The organism is Caulobacter sp. RHG1, from assembly GCF_013181195.1.
In the GTDB taxonomy this organism is placed as follows: domain Bacteria; phylum Pseudomonadota; class Alphaproteobacteria; order Caulobacterales; family Caulobacteraceae; genus Caulobacter.
The window spans coordinates 1-18,563 of record NZ_SMZP01000005.1 but is presented as its reverse complement, the minus strand read 5'-3'; the positions used below and the strand labels follow the sequence as shown (position 1 = coordinate 18,563).

Here is an 18,563-nt window from a genome sequence, read left to right as displayed (position 1 = left end):
CAGGACGCCCGTGGCGGACGCCGAATAGGCGTCCGAGACTCTCGGAAACGCGGGCGTCCGCAGGACGCCCGTGGCGGACGCCGAATAGGCGTTCAGGTCTGAGTGACTAACGGAAAGGCCCGGGAGCAATCCCGGGCCTTTTTCGTTGGGCGGGCCTGTGCCAACCTTCAGTGAAAGAGGGGGAGGCAAGCATGCGGATCGATCGACGCAGCCTGTTCATGGGCGCCGGCGCCACCGTGGCGATCGGCGGCCTGGCCGTCGCCGCCGGCGCCCAGGTCCTGCCGCCCGCGGGCTACGCCACGCCGGCCGGGACCAGTCCGTTCACGCCCGACGTCTATCGCGCCCGCCGCGCCAGGCTGATGGAGCAGCTGAAGACCGGCGTGGCGGTGATCTACGGGGCCAATGCCGTCGATAGCAGCGCGCCGGTCTCGCCGCTCTTCTACCAGAACGGCGACTTCGCCTGGCTGACCGGCATCGTCGACGAGCCGGGCGCCATCCTGGTCCTGGCCCCCACCGAGCGGACCGTAAAGGAGTGGCTGCTGCTGCCCTCGCGCGACATCGAGAACGAGCGCTGGAACCAGGAGCGCGTGCCGCTGGGGTCGATGATCGAGCAGCGCACGGGCGTGCAGCGGGTCATGCGCACCTCGGCCCTGGGCGGGTTGGTCTCCAGCCTGGCCTCGCGGTCGAAGGAGCTGCGGTTCCTGGGCCCGATCGCCTCGGCCAATGCGCCGGTCCCGCCGGTGCTGGAGCTGTATGGCAAGGTCGCCCAGCGCGTGCCCGGCTGCGCCCTGCGCGACGACACCGCCGTCCTGCCGCGCCTGCGTTGCGTGAAGGAGCCGCGCGAGCTCGTTTTGATGCGCAAGGCGATGGACGCCACTCGCGCCGGCCATCTGGCGGCCATGCGCCAGGCGCGCCCCGGCATGCCGGAAAACGAGCTGCGGTTTATCGTCGAGAGCGCCTTCCGGGCCGCTGGCGGCACGGGTCTGGCCTATGACAGCATCGTCGGCTCGGGCCGCAACGCCGCCTCGCTGCACTACGCCTCGGCCACTGGAACGGTGCACGGCGGCGAGCTGGTCCTGCTGGACGCCGGCGCCTCGGTCGGCGGCTACGCCTGCGACGTCACCCGCACCTTCCCGGCGTCGGGCCGCTTCACGCCCGAGCAGAAGGTCCTCTACGATCTGGTGCTGGAAGCCCAGACGGCCGCCGTGTCCAAGCTCAAGGCCGGGGCCTATCTGGAAGATCTCAGCGAGGCGGCCAAGGCGGTGTTCCGCAAGGCCGGCCGCATCGACGAGTTCACCCATGGCCTGGGACACTATGTCGGGCTGGACGTCCATGATCCGGGCGACACCACCCTGCCGATCCCGGCCGGCTCGGTGATCACCATGGAGCCGGGCATCTATCTGCAGTCGGCCAATTACGGCATCCGCATCGAGGATCTCTATCTGGCCACCGAGACCGGGGCCGAGCGGCTGTCGGTCGGGGTGCCGCGCACGACCGACGAGATCGAGGCGTTCATGGCGGCGCGGGCCTAAAGCAATTTTTCGAGCGAAGTGGTTCCGGTTCGCGTGAAGAAAAATGCGCCAAACAAAAAGACTAGAGCTCGCGGCCTGACACAGTCAGGTCGTGAAAAGCTCTAGGGGGCCTGCGTCACCCGCTGGTGGACGATGGCGTAGCGGTCCGCATAGATCCGCCGCCACTTCGGATCGGCGTCCAGCAGTTTCACGCCGCCTTCCTCGGGGCCGAAGATCGTCCAGGCGATGCGATGCGTCTCGAGCAGCGCCTTCAGCTTTGCGGGATCGGGCTCCACCGCCTGGAAATAGGCCTCGGTGAAGGCGTCGCCGTACATGTCGGCGCGGCCGTCGATATAGGGGCGCACGCCCTTGGCGATCAGATAGCCGCCCAGGCCGTAGCCGTTCAGCACCGGCTGCGCAGCGAGGTCCGCCGGCACGTGGGCGAGGGCGGTGACCGGGCTGGTGGGGCCGTCGACGCGCTGGATCGGCAAGGCGAGGCGCAGGCCCAGCAGCAGGACGCAGGCGACGGCGAACCCGGCCAGGAGGGCGCGTGAGGGACGGGCGGCCTCGCGGGCGTGGCCCAGGGCCTGGCCGACCGGGGCGGCTAGGATCAAAGGCGCCAGCACCGCCAGCACCAGCTGATGGCGCACGTGCTGCAGCGACATGTAGAACATCGCCAGCAGCAGCAGCAGCCGCACCGGCGGTACGCGCACCCCGCGGCTCAGACAGACATACAGCGTCGCCAGCAGGGCGATGGCGAAGGCGGACAGCTGCGAGAAGTCCTCGGACCGCCACTCGACGATATGCGGCAGGATCTTCATGCCCATCAGGCTGAACGGGTGGATGATCCCGGCCGGGCCCAGCGGGGTGATCATGGCGCAGACGATGCTGGCCAGGCCGAACAGGCCCCAGCCGCGGATGACCTTCAGCCGGTCCGCTCCCGGGGCGGTCAGGGCTTCCAGCCCGAAGGCGCCGGCGACCACGAAGGCCAGGACATAGCTGCCGTGCAGATTGGCCCAGGCGGTCATCAGCAGGGCGAAGGCCAGGCGCGGCGGCCGGTCGGCGTCGCGGGCGGCCAGCATCTCGACGGTCCAGGCGGTCATCAGCGGCAGCATGAACAGCTGCGGGCGGGCCAGCAGGCTCTCGCTCATGCAGGCCAGGGCCATGGCCGTCGCAGCGACCAGGGTCAGGCCGGTCAGATCCAGCGACAGCCGCCGCACCAGCATCCAGGCGGCGGCCCCGACGGCGAGGGCGAACAGGGCGAGGGTTCCGCTCCAGCCAGCCAGGCTGTAGCCCAGCGCCATCAGCAGTTCCGACAGCCATTCATGCGCCACCCACGGTGCGCCGGGGATGGTGAACGAGAACGGATCGTGGGTCGGGACGCGGCCGTGGGCCAGGATCCACTGGCCAGTGGCCAGGTGCCAATAGCTGTCGCCGTCGTTCAGGACCGGGGGCGCGAACAGGATCAGGGCCAGCATGACCACACCGACCGCCAGGGGCGTCAGGACGCGCGCGTTCGGGGTGTTGTTGTCGCTCACACGCGTCTCCCTCTATCGCCGTGACTAAGCCTCAAGGTGAGAACGAAGTGTTGAGGCGACTTTCGCCTCGCCGCACCGCCAGTCCGCTATTTGACGATAGCCGCTAACGTCGCGGGAAGAGCTGATCATGATCCTGAGGAATCGATCTTCAGGCGGTGAATATCCGCAAGATGGGATCGATAATCTGTTGGCAGCAGTCGCGAGTGACTTTCAAAAACCGTGGTAAATGCCCACTCTGAGTATTGACTATCGCTCCGCGTGCAAAACTTATCCACAAATACGCATTTAAAACAGCGTTATTAATCAGCGCTTTAACTATGTGCCGTTAGGGAAACTTTTGATCCAGATCAAAAGCGGAAACCTATGCGCGCCAGCATCTCCACCAAGGTCTGCCTGACCATCGCCGCCGCCTTCGTGGTCCTGACCGTCGCGGTCCTGGGCATCGTGGCCAAGAGCTCCCTCGACTTCGCCCGCCAGCAGGCGACGGCGGCGCAGGAATCCAGCATGCGGGTGGCCTGGGACGTGATTGGCCAGCGCGGCCAGGCGTTCCGGATCGAGGGCGACAAGCTGATGGTCGGCGAGCACGTGGTGAACGACGACTTCAAGGCCGTCGACCTGGTCAAGACCCTGGTCGGCGGCACCGCCACCGTGTTCATGGGCGACACCCGGGTGACCACCAACGTCACCAAGGAGGACGGCTCGCGCGCTGTCGGCACGCCTCTGGCCAAGGGCCCGGTCTATGACGCCGTCCTGGGTCGGGGCGAGCCCTATCGCGGCGAGGCCAAGATCCTGGGCAAGCCGTTCTTCGTCGCCTACGACCCGATCAAGAACGCCGCCGGCGAGGTGATCGGCGTGATGTATGTGGGCGTGCCGCAGGCCGACTATTTCCAGCCCGTCTATCACCAGCTGGCGCTGCTGGGCCTCGCCTGCGTGCTGGTCGGTCTGGCGGGCGGCGGCGCCTCGGTGCTGATGACCCGTCGCCAGCTGTCGCCGCTGGGGACCCTGCGCAACGCCATGGGCCGCCTGATGGGCGGCGACCTGACCGTGGCCCTGCCGTTCGCCGGCCGCGCCGACGACATCGGCCTGATGGCCGACGCCGTGCACCGCTTCCGCGATGAGGCGCTGGAGAAGAACCGCATCGCCGCCGACGCCGCCGCGCATCGTGAGGCCACCGAGGCCGAGCGCGACGCCGCCAGCGCCGCCGGCGCCCGCCGCGCCGCCGAACAGGCCAAGGTCGTCCAGGGCCTGGCCCTGGGTCTTGACCGCCTATCGGCCGGCGATCTGACCGTGCGCCTGTCCGAGCCGTTCGCTCAGGACTACGAAGGCCTGCGCGCCGACTTCAACCAGGCCGTCGAGCGTCTGGAAGGGGCCATGGCCGCCGTGATCTCGGCCGTGTCGGGCCTGAACGCCGGGGCCGGCGGCATCGCCACCGCTGCCGACGACCTGTCGCGCCGCAGCGAGCAGCAGGCCGCCAGCCTGGAAGAGACCGCTGCCGCTCTCGACGAGATCACCGCGACGGTCCGGAGGACGGCCGACGGCGCCAAGGAAGCCCACCGCGCGGTCAGCGACGCCCAGGCCGAGGCCGGTCGCTCGCGCGAGGTGGTCGCCGCGGCCGTCGAGGCCATCGGCGGCATCGAAGCCTCGTCTCGCCAGGTCGCCCAGATCATCGGCGTCATCGACGAGATCGCCTTCCAGACCAACCTGCTGGCGCTGAACGCCGGCGTCGAGGCGGCCCGCGCGGGCGAGGCCGGTCGCGGCTTCGCGGTCGTCGCCCAGGAAGTGCGGGGCCTGGCCCAGCGCTCGGCCGAGGCCGCCAAGGAGATCAAGATCCATATCGGCGACTCCGAGCGCCAGGTCAGCTCGGGCGTGTCCCTGGTCGGCGCGGCCGGCGAGACCCTGCAGCGCATCGCCGGCCAGGTCGGGGCCATCAGCTCGGTGATCACCGAGATCGCCGCCTCGGCCCAGGAGCAGTCGGCGGGCCTGTCGCAGGTCAATATCGCCGTCAACCAGATGGACCAGGCCACCCAGCACAACACCGCCATGGCCAGCCGCTCGGCCGCCTCCAGCCAGTCCCTGCGCGACGAGGCCACCGGCCTGGCCCAGCTGATCCAGCGCTTCAAGGTGGGGCAGGGCGCGGGAATGCGTCGGGCGGCGTAGAGGCGACGCTGACGGAGGCTGTGCGTCCTTCGAGGCCCGGCTGCGCCGCGCACCTCAGGATGAGGGATTCAGCAAACGGTCCTCATCCTGAGGCGCCCGCGCAGCGGGCCTCGAAGGACGCACGGCTTATCGGATTTCCGCTCACCCCCTAAGGCTTTCGTTAACCACGTTCGCCCACGGTCCCGGCCAGCAGCCAGCGGGAGAAACCGATGCGCGCCGTGTTCATTAAGGGGCCGTCGCAGTACGACGCGACCCGTCTGTTTTCTGACGAGATGGCGGCTGCCTTCGCTCGGCGGGGGCATGAGGCGGTCGTGGTCGACGCCCTGGCTTATGACGACCTGGGCGCGGCCCTGGACCGCGTGGGGGCCGAGGGCCAGGCCGACCTGGTGCACACCTATTTCTGCCTGGGCGACGCCAAGGCCCTGATCGGCCGGTCCCTGCGCGAGATCTTCGGCGCGCCGCATGTGCTGCACCATGTCGACTATCCGTTGAGCCACCTGGCCCAGCTGGAGGCGACGCCGGCCGACACCGCGATCCTGACGGTCGACCCGACCCATGTCGAAGCGGTGGACTCGGCCCTGGGCGCGAACCGGTTCGCCCACGTGGCCTTCTGTCCGCACGCGGCGGTGGGCGAGGCGGCGGCGCTGGACGCCGACCCGGACGCCTATGCCGCCGAGCGGCCGGTGCCGATTCTGTTCGCCGGCTCGTTCTATGGCGAGCAGCCCGCGCCCTGGGCCGAGGAGGGGGCGGGGATCCGCACCGTCTTCGACCGAGCCCTGGAGATCGCCCTGGCCGCCGAGTTCGTACCGGCCCTGGAGGCGCTGGACCAGGCGCTGCGCAGCTTCGGCGAGAACCCTGCCGATCCGCGCTATGTCCGCCTGCGCCAGTACGCCTCGTGGGTGCACGAGCAGGTGCGCCAGAAGCGCCGGCAGGGCTTGCTGGACGCCGCGGGGCGCGCCGGCTTGCCGGTGTTCTGCATAGGCTCGGGCTATGAGGGCTGGATCGAGCGCCACAAGAGCTTCCGCCTGGGGCCGCCGATGGGCCTGGCCGACGCCGTGGCCCTGATGCGCCGGTCGCGGGTGGTGCTGAACGCCAACGCCAACTTCGGCTACGGCTCCCACGAGCGGCCGCTGAACGCCATGCTGGCCGGGACCGCCGTCGCCACCGACGGCGGCTGGTGGCGGGCCCGCTTCGTCGAGGACGAGGACTTCCTGTCCTATCGCTGGGCCGACCTGGACGCCGGCGTTGCGCGCCTGGCCGCCCTGGCCGAGGACGCCGAAGCCGCCTGGCGCCTGGGCGCGTCCGCCCAGGGCAAGGTCGTGGCCGCCCACCGCTTCGACAACCGGGTGGATGCGGTGATCGAAGCCGCGCGCGCCGCCAGCTAGAGCCGCTCCCGAACTGACTGCGTCAGTCCGTGAGCTCTAGTTTTCTGTTTTGACGCATTTTTCTTCACGCGAACCGGATCTGCTTCGCTCGAAAGATGCTCTGGATCACGCCACCTGCGCGAACGGATGGCCGCCGCGGGCGATCTTGCTCTGGTCGAACAGGCGCAGGATCGGGAAGTCGACGTCGTTGCGCGACACCTTCCAGAGATAGTTGGTCATGAAGTTGAGAACGAGGTGGCCGAACACCTCGACCACGTCCTCGTCGGCCCAGCCGGCGTCCTTGACGGCCTGGACCTCGGCGTCGGTCAGGTCGCCCTTGTGGCGCACCAGCAACAGCACGAAGTCCAGCAAGGCCTGCTCCTTGGGATCGGTCGAGCGGCCGCGGCGGGCCAGGTCGATGTCCGCGTCGGTCAGCTTCTGCAGCCTGGCGATCGCGGCCAGCAGCGAGATGCAGTACTCGCAGCCGTTCTCCTCGCCGATGGCCAGGCCGATCTTGCGGGCCAACGGCTTGCTGAAGCGGCCGTCGGTCAGGTTCTGGAACAGCGCCAGATAGCTGTTCATGGCGGCGGTCGAGTTGGTCAGCACCGACAGCAGGATGGGGTGCTTGCCGAACTTGCCGGCGGTCTGGTCGAGGATCTCGCGCTGGGCGGGGGTGGCGGTTTCTGGCGTGACGACGTTGAGACGGGCCATCGGAGGGCTCCTTCGCTTTTGAAATATACCGAACGATCGGTACAATTCGATATGGCCATGAGGTCGGCGCGGGCGTCAAGCTTGAAATATACCGATCGTTCGGGATAAATGAGCGGGAAGGAGTTCCGCCATGCCGCAAGTGCGCAAGATCGGGGACGACGTCCTGCTGGAGAAGCTGACGCAGACGTTCAAGGACGTCGGCTACGAGGGCGCGTCGCTGGCGGCGCTGTCGGACGCCACGGGCTTGAAGAAGTCCAGCCTGTACCATCGCTTCCCGGAGGGGAAGGCGCAGATGGCCCAGGAGGTGATGGCGCAGACCGCCCGGGTGCTGGACGCCGAAGTGTTCCCGCAATTGGCCGCGGACGCCTCGCCCGCCAGCCGGATCGGCGCGTTCGTCGCGGTGATGGACGGCTTCTACGCCGGGGGGCGGCAGTCGTGCCTGCTGAACATGCTGCTGCCGCCTCGGGGCGAGGCCACGGCTTGCGGCGAGGCGATCAGCACGACCTTCCAGCGGCTGCTGGACGCCCTGAGCCAGGTCGCCCGCGACGCCGGGGCCGATGAGGCTCAGGCGCGGCTAAGGGCCGAACAGGTGCTGGTGGAACTGCAGGGCGCGCTGGTCGTGGCCCGCGGCATGGGCGACGCGGCGGTGTTCGGCCGGGCGCTGGCGCGGATCCCGGCGATCATTCTGCAAGGGTGACGCGGCGCCCGTCGGGGCGCCGCGTCGGCTCGCCTTAGAAGTCGACCGAGACCCGGCCGTAGTAGTAGCCGCCATAGACGCCGAACGGCGAGTTGCCGCCGAACGGGGCGAAGCCGTTGGTGTCGGGGACGGTGTTGCGGTCCGGATAGACGTCGAACAGGTTGTTGGCCCCGATCGCCAGGGTGACGCGGTCGTTGACCGTGTAGCCGACTTCCAGGTCCGTCAGCCACTTGGCGCCATAGTGCTGGTCGGAGGTGACGACGTTGTTCTGGCTGTCGAAGGCGCCGTAGCGGCTCTCGCGCAGGTTCACGCGCCAGCGGTCCTTGGTCCATTCCGCGCCGAGCAAGAGTTTGGTGCGCGGCGTGGACACCGTCACCGAACCGCGCTGCTGGCGGTCGAACAGGGTCAGGCCCAGGCCCGCCAGCTGGGTCGGATTGGCGGCGATGCCGGCGATCCGCGTCTTGTTCCAGTTGAAGCCCAGGGTGAAGCGGGCGCGGCCCAGCTCGCCCAGGTCCCGCGCATAGGCGCTGACCAGATCGATGCCGGTGGTGTTGGTGTCGATGGCGTTGGCGAAGTAGCGCACCGACAGGTTCGACGGCAGGCCGTTGCGGGTCAGGATCTGGCTGACGCCCGTGCCCGACAGCAGGCCGGTCAGGGCGATGCGGTCGCGCAGCTCGATGCGGTAGCCGTCCAGGGTGACCGACAGGCCGGGCAGCGGCGTCAGGGCCAGGCCGATGCTGTAGTTGGTCGAGGTTTCCGGCGTCAGCGGCTTGGCGCCCAGGGCCTGGCCGACGGCCGACTCCGGCCGCACCGTCTTGGACTCCACGAACGTGAAGGCGCCGTTGACGATATTGGCCTGATTGGAGGTCTGGGCGTAGCCCTGCTGCGACAGCGACGGGGCGCGGAAGCCGTTGCTGACCGTGGCGCGCAGGGCCACCGCGTCGCTGAACTCGTAGCGGGCCGACAGCTTGCCGCTCCACACGTCGCCGGCGGCGTCGTCATAGTCCTCGTAGCGGCCGGCGGCGGCCACGAAGAACTTGTCGGTCACGTCCAGGCTCAGATCGAGATAGGCCGCATAGTTGGCGCGCGAGATGTTGGCCTCGTCCGAGGGATCCAGCACCACGGCCCCTTGCGCGCCGACGGTCGCGGCGCGGCCGGCCAGGTTGCCGTAACCCGCCGGATAGACATAGCCGCCCGCCCGGTAGGCGTCGATATCGCCGACGCGGGTGCGATAGCGCTCCCAGCGATATTCGCCGCCGGCCGCCACGGTCAGGTCGCGGCCGCCCAGCACCTGGAACTGGCGGCTGACGTCCAGGTTGGAGGTCCACTGCTCGAAGCTGGAGGTGAAGGTGTGGAAGCTGGTCGGGCTTGCCGGGCCCAGCGAGGCGTTCAGCGTGTTGCTGGAGCCGTGCTCGACGCGGTTGCGGCCGTAGGTGGTCGACAGGTCGAGGTTCCAGCCCGCAGCGACCCACTTGGCGCCGGCGGTCGTCTGATAGTCGACCTCGTCCAGGGTGTAGTTGGGCGCAAAGCCGTCCGGATAGATCTGCAGCAGGTTCTGGTTGCTGTTGGGACGGCGGAAGCCCTGGCCGACGACGGCGTCGCGGAAGCTCAGGGTCGCGGCGCTATAGACGTCGACCTCGCCGAAGCTCTGGCCGGCATTGGCCGACAGGCTGGCCGACTTGGTCTTGGGCAGGCCGCCGCGATAGAGCTGGTAGCGGTTGGCGGTCAGCTCGCGCGGGTCGGCCGCGCCATTGGCCAGCGGGAAGTAGAGCTGGCCGGTCGTGTTGCTGCCGCGCAGGGCGTCGTTCTGGGTCTTGGCGTCTAGGGCTACGGTCAGATAGCCGTCCTCGCCCAGCTTGAAGCCGTGCCACAGGTCGGCCTGGACGGTCTCGCCGTCCGACACGCCGTTATAGCTGTAGCGCTCGCCGGCGTTGACGTTTAGGCGGCCGCCGTCGGTGTTCTTCTTGAGGATGATGTTGATCACCCCGGCGATGGCGTCCGAGCCGTACTGGGCCGCGGCGCCGTCGCGCAGCACCTCGATGCGGGCGATGGCGCTGGTCGGGATCAGGTCCAGGTCGACCGGGTTGCCGCCGTTCGACAGGTTGCCGGTGTTGAGGTTGGTCAGCGAGCTGTTGTGGCGGCGCTTGCCGTCGACCAGCACCAGCACGTGGACGCCGCCCAGGCCGCGCAGGCCGGCCGGACGCGCCAGGCTGTCCCACGACGACGAACCGACGGTCTGGGCCTGGAACGACGGGATCAGCTGGGTCAGGGCGTCGCGCAGCGGGGCCGCGCCGCCCATCTTCACCAGCTGCTCGCCGCTGATCACGTCGATCGGCGCGACGCTGGAGACGACGGTGCGGGCTTGGCCGCGGTTGCCGGTGACCACGACCTCGGAGACGTCGCTGGTCTCTTGAGCGAGCGCGGGGGCGGCGGAGGCGAGGGTCGCCAGGCTGGCGAAGAGCAGCAAGGTGGTTTTGGACATCTCTATCTCTGAACGAAGCATTCTAAAAAGGAAGGTCAGCGCGTCTCGGCGGGCGGCGAGGGCTTGGCCAGGGGCGCCGAGACGTGGCGGGGGATGACGACCTGTCCGTCCTGGACCCAGGGGCGGCCGTCCTTGAACACCCGGTCGATGCGGGCCAGGTCGTCGAGGTTTTCATCGGGGCGGCCGTCGACGACGATGACGTCGGCCAGCTTGCCGGCCTGCAGCACGCCCAGCTTGTCGTCCATGGCCAGGATCTGGGCGTTGGTGCGCGTGGCGGCGACCAGCGCCTGCGGGACGGTGTAGCCGCCTTTGACGAACCACTTCAGCTCGGCGATGTACGGGTTGGGCGTCATGGTGTTGACGCGGCCGATGGTGTCGGTGCCCACGCCCATGACCACGCCGGCGGCCTTCAGCTTCTTGAAGACGTCGAAATTGGACTGGCTGGTCATGGTGAAGCGGCGCGAGGTCGAGCCGTAGAAGCCGCCCGAGGTGTCCAGCACGTTCTGATAGACCTGCAGCGTCGGCACCGAGGCCGTCTTCTTGCGGCCCATGGCGGTGATGACCGCGTCGGTGCGGGGCAGGGGATGCTCGATGATGTCGACGCCGGCGGCGACCGCGCGGTCGATATAGAGAGTCTCGCAGTCGCAGGTGACCGGCAGGCCCAGGGTGTGGGCCTCGTCGACGGCGGCGGCGACCTCGTCGGCCGAGAAGTGGCTGGCGATCTTGATGACGGCGGCGCCCTGCTTGAAGGCCTCGCGCACCGCGCCGCGCCAGGCGTCGGCGCCGTCGCGCTCCCACTGATAGGCCGGGCCGTGGTTGGGGGTGATCGGCCGCTCGGTGGCGTGGCCGCCGGTGCCGGTGATGATGTGGCCGGCGGCGAAGACGCGCGGTGCGGGGATCTGGCCGGCGGCGCTCCACTGGGCCAGCTGGAACGGGGCGTTCAGCACCCCGCCCAGGTCGCGCACCGAGGTGAAGCCCGACTCCAGGAAGTAACGCAGATTGCGCGCGCCCCGCAGGACGCCCGACCCTTCCGTCGCCTGCTCGTCGATCGGGGTGTCGGGGTCGGGATAGGTCATGTGGACGTGGAGGTCGATCAGGCCCGGCATCACCGTCTTGCCGGTCACGTCGATGACCTGGGCGTCGGCGGCCCAGTCCGTGGACTCAGGCGGCAGCACCGCCTTGATCGTGCGGCCCTCGATGACCACGGTCGCCGGATAGGCCTTCTCGCCGAGAGAATCGAAGACCCGTCCGCCCTTCAGCACCGTCTGGGTCTGGCGCGCGGCGACCGGGCGGCGCGGGATCCGCTGGGGATCGTCGGAGGTCAGGACCGAGGGCGGCAGCACGGCCTCACGCGTCTGGCGCGGGGTCTGGGCGGCGGCCGGATGGCCCAGCCCGGCCAGCGCCGCGATCGCGCAGGTCTGGACCAGGGTCAGGACGGGGAACTTGGACATAGGGATCTCCTCGCGGCGATCGCCGTCGCCCAGGAATTTCGCGATCCCCTATCGTTGCAATGGGGTTTGTCGCGGCGCCAGAAAACCTGAGGCCTGCATTAGTGTGACCCGATTTTCCGTTCGCCGAACAGCGTCCCGCCGCCCTTGGCGCAAAAGGGCGGCGGTCGCATCAGAAATGGCTATTTCTCCACCACCGGCAGCTCGATGTACGATTCCTCGCCGGCGGCGTGATGGACCGCATTGCGGGCCGTGACGAAGGCCGTGTCCTTCTCGTTGTCGCCGCCGGTGTTCAGGTTGCGGGTGAACTTCGGGAAGTTCGACGAGGTGACCTCCACCCGGATGCGGTGACCCGGCAGGAAGGTGTTGCTGGTGGTGATCGGGGTCGGCTTGAGAGTCGCCACCTCGCCCGCGGTCAGCATCCTGGGCTTGTCGAAGCCGTCGCGATAACGGGCCCGCAGGATGGTGTCGCCCAGGATGTAGGCCGTGCCGTCCGGCGCGACGTCGACCAGCTTGACGGCGAAGTCGGTGTCCTTGGCGTCGGACGACACCTTCAGCACCGCGCGCACGAAGCCGCTGACGTCCAGCGGCGCGGTCAGCGGGTCGCTGGTGTAGACGAGGACGTCGTCGCGGGCCTCGATCACCCGCTGGTCGAAGGCGCCGGCCGTGACCAGGCCGCCGTTGCAGCAGTCGCCGCCGCCGATGGTCTGCACCGGATTGGCGGGGTCATAGGCGTAGCGGTCGGGCTGTTCGCCGGCGGCCGGGGCCGCGGTCAGCAGGCGACCATCGCCGGCGGCGCTGTTGGCCTTGCCGCCCGAGCGGAGATAGAGCCGCATCGGCTTGGCGCTTTCCGGCGGCCACTGGGCCGACTGCTTCCAGGCGTTCTCGCCCATGGCGTAGTAGCGCACCGGCGGGGTGCTGGCGGGGAAGGCGGCCTTGTCGCCCTTCACCCAGCGGTCGAAGAAGGCGTAGACCTCCTTGTCGGCGTCGAAATCGACCGTGCCCATCGACCGGTCGCCCGAGGTGTAGGGCGCCTGCAGGGTCTTGGCGTTGAACGTGCAGTGGGTCCCGGGCGTGACCACGGCGTACTGATTGGCGCTGGCCTCCTTGTCGGAGTTCGCCGTGCGGGCGTGGTTGAACAGCGCCATGTTCGGGCCGATCGACACGTCGTACCACGAGTTGAACCACAGGGCCGGGACGCCCCAGCCCTTGTCGTCGTGATAGAGCCCACCCTTGCGCCAGGCCGGATCGGCCGGGCCATTGCGGCTGATCAGCTCTTCGAACGTGCCCTTGGGCTCGCCCAGGTCCTGCAGCAGGTTGGCGACCGGCAGCTTGCGGACCTGGCTGGTCCAGTTCACGTCGGGCTTCTTAGGGGCCAGGTCGTCATACTTGGCCAGGCGGGCGATGGTCTTGGCGTCGAGGTTCTTGGGCAGCTGCGGGCGCAGCGGGTTGTCGACGCCGTACAGCCAGATGAAGAACAGCGTGCGCGGCACGCCGCCGGTGTACCAGTTGCCCTGTTCCTCGAACTCGCCGACCTTGCCGATGCCCGCGCCCGAGGCCATCGGGATCATCGCCGCGTGGGCCGGGTGGTTCTGGGCGGCCAGGGCCAGCTGCCACTCCGCCGAGGACGAGCAGCCCAGCGTGCCGACCTTGCCGTTCGACCAGGTCTGCTTGGCGATCCAGGTCAGGGTGTCGTAGCCGTCGGTCTGGGGCTTGCCCAGGATCTCCCACTCGCCCTCGGAGTGGAAGCGGCCGCGCTCGTTCTGCAGCACCAGGGCGTAGCCGTGCTTGATGGCGTTCAGGGCGTCACGGGCGGCGCGCGGCTTGTAGGCCAGTTCGTTGTACGGGGTCTTGATCAGGATGGTCGGCAGCGGACCCTTGGCGCCCTTGGGCCGGTAGACGTTGGTGGCCAGCCGCACGCCGTCGCGCATCGGGGCCATCTGGTACATGTCGACATCGGCCTTCTCGGCCAGCTCGCGCTCCAGCGCGGCGTCGGAATATTGCGAATAGTCCTGGGCCTGAACCGACGACACGGCCGTCGCCAGGGTCAGGGCCGTACACAGGCCAGCCGTAAACCGCATGCCAGAAAAACGCATGGGTGTTCCCTCCTTACCCGAGCGCGCCTTGAGCAAGCGCGCCATCCTGGGGCGAGGTTAGGGGCGGCGGCGCCCGAACCGCAAGGTCAGCGCTGTCCGGCCTTCTTCTGCAGTTCGAGGAAGCGCTGGGCGCGTTCGGCCGAGTCCTTCTCGCGGCGGATCTGGTCGGTGACCGACTTGCGCTCGCGGCCCAGGCCGTCCTGCTGGGCGCCCAGGACGAAGGGGATCTCCTTCATCGTGCCGGGCTGGTCTTTGCTGCGGTGGTCGACGCCGGGGCCCATCGGCGCGTCGAGATAGTCCTTGTAGGCCCGTTGGGCCGCGCCCTGCGCTTCCAGGGCCTGGCGCTTCTGGGCGGTCATGCCCGACAGCGGATCGCCCTTGGCCTTGGCCGCGCCGAAGCGCTCGTCGCACTTCTCGCGCTCGCGACGGTTCAGGCCCACGGCGTCGGCGCTGACGCAGCCGGCGTAGCTGCCGCGCAGCGCCGTGCGCAGATCGCCGGCGCCTTCACCGGGCAGGGGCGCGGGACGGATCGCCGTGCCTGGGCGGGCGATCCCGGCGGCGGGCACCTGCAGCGTCGGCACGCCGGCGGGCGCAGGGCGAGCCGGCGGACGGACCTGGAAGGGCAAGGCGGGGGAGGGCGCAGCCGTCGCGGCGGAAGCGGCCGAACGCGTGGGCGTCGGCTCCGTCGGCTCGGGCCTGTCCAGCTCGACGATCATGGTCGGCAGCTCGTCGGCGATCAGGTTGCGTTGAACGGTCGGCAGGGCCAGCCAGGCCAGCAGGGCCACGTGCAGCAGCAGGGAGCCGACGAGAATCGCCGCCTTCCGCCGATCACGCCCGCCGATCCTCACGCTGCCGCTCACCCATCCTCCCGCGCCGACTTGCCTACGGTGCGCCGGTCTCCCACATGGCGAGGCCGGCGGCATAGACAAGACACGCTCCCGTGGGCGAAAGCTGCACAGCTTCCGGTGGCGAAAACTTGACCGCGCCCTGTCGCCTCAGGGGCCTTAAGCCCCCGTTAACCGACGCAGGAACAGGCGATTGACTGTTGTCGGCTTCGCGAGTACATACCGCGCTCTTTTTCGAGGCGTGCGTTCGCGTGCGTTCTGATGAGCTTTCTTCCTTCGGGAGGAAAAACCCGCTGGTGTGCTTCCCGCGCCCCGGCGAGTTTCGTGTTTATCGGGTCTCCAAGCGGAGCCTTGAACCAAGAACAAAAAATACAAGGACCTGAAGCGCCCCGGCCGAAAGGCACACGCTTCCATCAGAGCAGAGACTTAATGCCTACCATTAACCAGCTCATCCGTAAGCCGCGCTCTCCGAAGCCGGTGCGGAACAAGGTGCCGGCCCTGAAGGGCTGCCCCCAACGTCGCGGCGTTTGCACGCGCGTCTACACCACGACCCCGAAGAAGCCGAACTCGGCTCTCCGTAAGGTCGCCAAGGTCCGTCTGACCACCGGCATCGAAGCCGTGTGCTACATCCCGGGCGAAGGTCACAACCTGCAGGAGCACTCGGTGGTGCTCATCCGCGGCGGCCGCGTCAAGGATTTGCCCGGCGTCCGTTACCACATCCTGCGCGGCGTCCTCGACACCCAAGGTGTCAAGGATCGTAAGCAACGTCGTTCGCTCTACGGCGCGAAGCGTCCGAAGTAAGGAATAGAAGAAGATGTCCCGCCGCCGTCGCGCCGAGAAACGCCAAGTCCTGCCGGACCCCAAGTTTGGGGACCTGATTGTCACGAAGTTCATGAACTACGTGATGTACGAGGGCAAAAAAGCCGTCGCCGAAAACATCATCTATGGTGCTTTCGACATCCTGGAAGCCAAGCGTAAGGACCAAGGTCCGCTTGAAACCTTCCACTCCGCTCTGGACAACGTCGCTCCGGCGATCGAAGTCCGTTCGCGCCGCGTCGGCGGCGCCACCTATCAGGTGCCCGTCGAAGTCCGTCCGGACCGTCGCCGCGCCCTGGCCATCCGCTGGCTGGTGACCGCTGCGCGCAAGCGCGGTGAGAACACCATGACCGAAAAGCTGGCCGGTGAGCTGCTCGACGCTTCGAACAACCGCGGCACCGCGGTGAAGAAGCGCGAAGACACCCACAAGATGGCTGAAGCCAACCGGGCGTTCTCGCACTACCGCTGGTAAGCTTTCTTACCAGCACTCTTTCAGGCGCGGGCGGTTTGCGATAAACCGCCCGCGCCGCACGTTTAAATCAGGTCGCGTCCGTCAGGATACGCCCGCCTTGCAGAGCTCTCGCTATGGCCCGTACGCATAAAATCGAAGACTACCGCAACTTCGGCATCATGGCCCACATCGACGCGGGCAAGACGACGACGACCGAGCGGATCCTGTATTACACCGGTAAGTCGCACAAGATCGGCGAAGTCCACGACGGCGCCGCGACCATGGACTGGATGGAGCAGGAGCAAGAGCGCGGCATCACCATCACGTCGGCCGCGACGACCGCGTTCTGGAACGACAAGCGCCTGAACATCATCGACACCCCCGGGCACGTCGACTTCACCATCGAAGTCGAACGCTCGCTGCGCGTCCTCGACGGCGCCGTGACGGTGCTGGACGGCAACGCCGGCGTCGAGCCGCAGACCGAGACGGTCTGGCGCCAGGCCGACAAGTATCGCGTGCCGCGGATCGTGTTCGTCAACAAGATGGACAAGATTGGCGCCGACTTCGACAAGTCGGTCGAGTCGATCCGCGACCGTCTGGGCGCCAAGGCCGTGCCGATCCAATTCCCGATCGGTTCGGAAAGCGCCCTGAAGGGCCTGGTCGACCTGGTCCGCATGAAGGCCGTGGTCTGGGACAATGACGGCCTGGGCGCGTCGTTCCGCGACGAAGAAATCCCCGCCGACCTGCTGGACAAGGCCGTGGAAGCCCGCGCCTACCTGGTCGAGAACGCCGTCGAACTCGACGACGACGCCATGGAAGCCTATCTGGGCGGCGAAGAGCCCTCGGAAGAGGTCATCAAGAAGTGCATCCGTAAGGCCGTGCTGACCGGCGCCTTCTATCCGATCCTCTGCGGCTCGGCCTTCAAGAACAAGGGCGTGCAGCCCCTGCTGGACGCCGTCGTCGACTACCTGCCGTCGCCGACCGACATTCCGGCCACCAAGGGCATCGACTTCAAGACCGAAGAAGAAACCACCCGCAAGGCCTCGGACGAAGAGCCCCTGTCGGTTCTGGCGTTCAAGATCATGGACGACCCCTTCGTCGGTTCGCTGACCTTCTGCCGCATCTATTCGGGCAAGATGGAAACCGGCATGTCGCTGCTGAACTCGACGCGCGACAAGCGCGAGCGCGTCGGCCGCATGCTGCTCATGCACTCGAACAACCGCGAAGACATCAAGGAAGCCTATGCCGGCGACATCGTCGCTCTGGCTGGCCTGAAGGAAACCCGCACGGGCGACACCCTGTGCGATCCGCTGAAGTCGCCGGTCATCCTGGAGCGCATGGAATTCCCGGCTCCGGTTATCGAAATCGCCGTCGAACCCAAGTCGAAGGCCGACCAGGAGAAGCTGGGCGTCGCCCTGCAGAAGCTGGCCGCCGAAGATCCGTCCTTCACCGTCTCGACCGACTTCGAGTCGGGCCAGACGATCCTGAAGGGCATGGGCGAGCTGCACCTGGACATCAAGATCGACATCCTGAAGCGGACCTACAAGGTCGAAGCCAACATCGGCGCGCCGCAGGTTGCCTATCGTGAATCGCTGGGCCGCAAGGTCGACATCGACTACACCCACAAGAAGCAGACCGGTGGTACGGGCCAGTTCGCCCGCGTCATGCTGACCTTCGAACCGGGCGAGCCGGGTTCGGGCTTCATCTTCGAGAACGCCATCGTCGGCGGCGCCGTGCCGAAGGAATACATCCCCGGCGTCCAGAAGGGTCTGGAATCGGTCAAGGACAACGGCCTGCTGGCCGGCTTCCCGCTGATCGACTTCAAGGCGACCCTGACGGACGGCAAGTACCACGACGTCGACTCCTCGGTCCTGGCCTTCGAAATCGCCTCGCGCGCCGCCTTCAAGGAGCTGCGCGAAAAGGGCGCTCCGAAGCTGCTCGAGCCGATCATGAAGGTCGAGGTCGTGACCCCGGAAGAGTATCTGGGTTCGGTCATCGGCGACCTGAACAGCCGTCGCGGCATGATCCAGGGTCAAGACATGCGCGGTAACGCGACGGTCGTGAACGCCTTCGTGCCGCTGGCCAACATGTTCGGCTACGTGAACACCCTGCGGGGCATGTCGCAAGGCCGCGCCCAGTTCAGCATGGTCTACGACCACTACGATCCGGTGCCGCAACACGTCGCCGACGAAGTGATCAAGAAGTACGCCTAAGCCGCTCCTTCGGGAAAAGCCTAGACGCAGGATTGAAAGGGGTTCAAAGGAGCCCCTTTCGCCAAACCCCAGAAGTCCAACCTGTTTTTGATGAAGGCCCCTCTGGGGTCCTGGAGCTAAGAAGATGGCCAAGGAAAAGTTCGAACGCACTAAGCCGCACTGCAACATCGGCACCATTGGTCACGTTGACCATGGCAAGACGACGCTGACGGCCGCGATCACGATCACGCTGGC

Annotated in this window: 14 protein-coding genes and 2 pseudogenes; 9 read left to right on the top strand and 7 right to left on the bottom strand. The window is 67.8% G+C overall.

Features of this window, described 5'->3' with window-relative positions; genetic code table 11:
• Positions 1-191: 191 nt before the first annotated feature.
• On the top strand, positions 192-1,532 hold the full coding sequence (locus E1H18_RS14480) for a Xaa-Pro peptidase family protein (RefSeq protein ID WP_172269618.1): 1,341 nt from the start codon (positions 192-194) through the stop codon (positions 1,530-1,532).
• A gap of 101 nt (positions 1,533-1,633) precedes the next feature.
• Here the strand turns inward: E1H18_RS14480 and E1H18_RS14475 are convergent, their stop codons facing one another.
• Complete coding sequence (locus E1H18_RS14475; RefSeq protein ID WP_172269616.1) at positions 1,634-3,049, bottom strand: hypothetical protein; 1,416 nt, start codon at positions 3,047-3,049, stop codon at positions 1,634-1,636.
• 363 nt (positions 3,050-3,412) lie between these two features.
• Here E1H18_RS14475 and E1H18_RS14470 point away from each other — a divergent pair, with 363 nt between their 5' ends.
• The 3 genes and pseudogenes from E1H18_RS14470 (at position 3,413) to E1H18_RS14465 (ending at position 6,591) form a co-directional block, all read left to right on the top strand.
• Complete coding sequence (locus E1H18_RS14470; RefSeq protein ID WP_172269614.1) at positions 3,413-5,206, top strand: methyl-accepting chemotaxis protein; 1,794 nt, start codon at positions 3,413-3,415, stop codon at positions 5,204-5,206.
• A 40-nt stretch (positions 5,207-5,246) separates the two neighbouring features.
• Positions 5,247-5,358: pseudogene (locus tag E1H18_RS26785) on the top strand (hypothetical protein).
• A 57-nt stretch (positions 5,359-5,415) separates the two neighbouring features.
• Positions 5,416-6,591, top strand: a complete 1,176-nt coding sequence (locus tag E1H18_RS14465) for a glycosyltransferase (RefSeq protein WP_172269612.1) — start codon at positions 5,416-5,418, stop codon at positions 6,589-6,591.
• Between the two features lie 105 nt (positions 6,592-6,696).
• Here the strand turns inward: E1H18_RS14465 and E1H18_RS14460 are convergent, their stop codons facing one another.
• A complete protein-coding gene (locus E1H18_RS14460) occupies positions 6,697-7,281 on the bottom strand; it encodes a carboxymuconolactone decarboxylase family protein (RefSeq protein ID WP_172269610.1) in 585 nt (194 codons plus the stop codon).
• 130 nt (positions 7,282-7,411) lie between these two features.
• On the opposite strand from E1H18_RS14460, the gene E1H18_RS14455 reads away from it, so the two are divergent.
• Positions 7,412-7,978: a TetR/AcrR family transcriptional regulator gene (locus E1H18_RS14455; RefSeq protein WP_172269608.1), complete on the top strand. Its 567-nt coding sequence runs from the start codon at positions 7,412-7,414 to the stop codon at positions 7,976-7,978.
• A 34-nt stretch (positions 7,979-8,012) separates the two neighbouring features.
• On the opposite strand, the gene E1H18_RS14450 is transcribed toward E1H18_RS14455, so the two are convergent.
• From E1H18_RS14450 to E1H18_RS27325, 5 genes and pseudogenes are all read right to left on the bottom strand, one after another.
• A complete protein-coding gene (locus E1H18_RS14450; RefSeq protein ID WP_172269605.1) occupies positions 8,013-10,460 on the bottom strand; it encodes a TonB-dependent siderophore receptor in 2,448 nt (815 codons plus the stop codon).
• A 35-nt stretch (positions 10,461-10,495) separates the two neighbouring features.
• The gene (locus E1H18_RS14445; RefSeq protein WP_172269603.1) at positions 10,496-11,911 is read right to left on the bottom strand and encodes an amidohydrolase family protein; all 1,416 of its coding nucleotides are present in this window, start codon (positions 11,909-11,911) and stop codon (positions 10,496-10,498) included.
• 179 nt (positions 11,912-12,090) lie between these two features.
• A complete protein-coding gene (locus E1H18_RS14440) occupies positions 12,091-13,989 on the bottom strand; it encodes a CocE/NonD family hydrolase (RefSeq protein WP_172270360.1) in 1,899 nt (632 codons plus the stop codon).
• A gap of 101 nt (positions 13,990-14,090) precedes the next feature.
• A complete protein-coding gene (locus E1H18_RS14435; protein ID WP_370526518.1) occupies positions 14,091-14,864 on the bottom strand; it encodes a hypothetical protein in 774 nt (257 codons plus the stop codon).
• 144 nt (positions 14,865-15,008) lie between these two features.
• Positions 15,009-15,255, bottom strand: a pseudogene (locus E1H18_RS27325) (hypothetical protein).
• A gap of 23 nt (positions 15,256-15,278) precedes the next feature.
• On the opposite strand from E1H18_RS27325, the gene rpsL reads away from it, so the two are divergent.
• The 4 genes from rpsL to E1H18_RS14415 form a co-directional block, all read left to right on the top strand.
• Positions 15,279-15,650, top strand: a complete 372-nt coding sequence (gene rpsL, locus E1H18_RS14430; protein ID WP_004624021.1) for a 30S ribosomal protein S12 — start codon at positions 15,279-15,281, stop codon at positions 15,648-15,650.
• Positions 15,651-15,663: 13 nt separating this feature from the next.
• On the top strand, positions 15,664-16,137 hold the full coding sequence (rpsG, locus tag E1H18_RS14425) for a 30S ribosomal protein S7 (protein WP_058350130.1): 474 nt from the start codon (positions 15,664-15,666) through the stop codon (positions 16,135-16,137).
• Between the two features lie 113 nt (positions 16,138-16,250).
• Positions 16,251-18,329 carry an elongation factor G gene (gene fusA / locus E1H18_RS14420; RefSeq protein WP_172269601.1) on the top strand — a complete coding sequence of 693 codons (2,079 nt, stop codon included), beginning with the start codon at positions 16,251-16,253 and terminating at the stop codon, positions 18,327-18,329.
• A gap of 124 nt (positions 18,330-18,453) precedes the next feature.
• Positions 18,454-18,563 (top strand): GTP-binding protein (locus E1H18_RS14415; protein WP_172262485.1); only part of this gene is annotated, 110 nt, incomplete at its 3' end.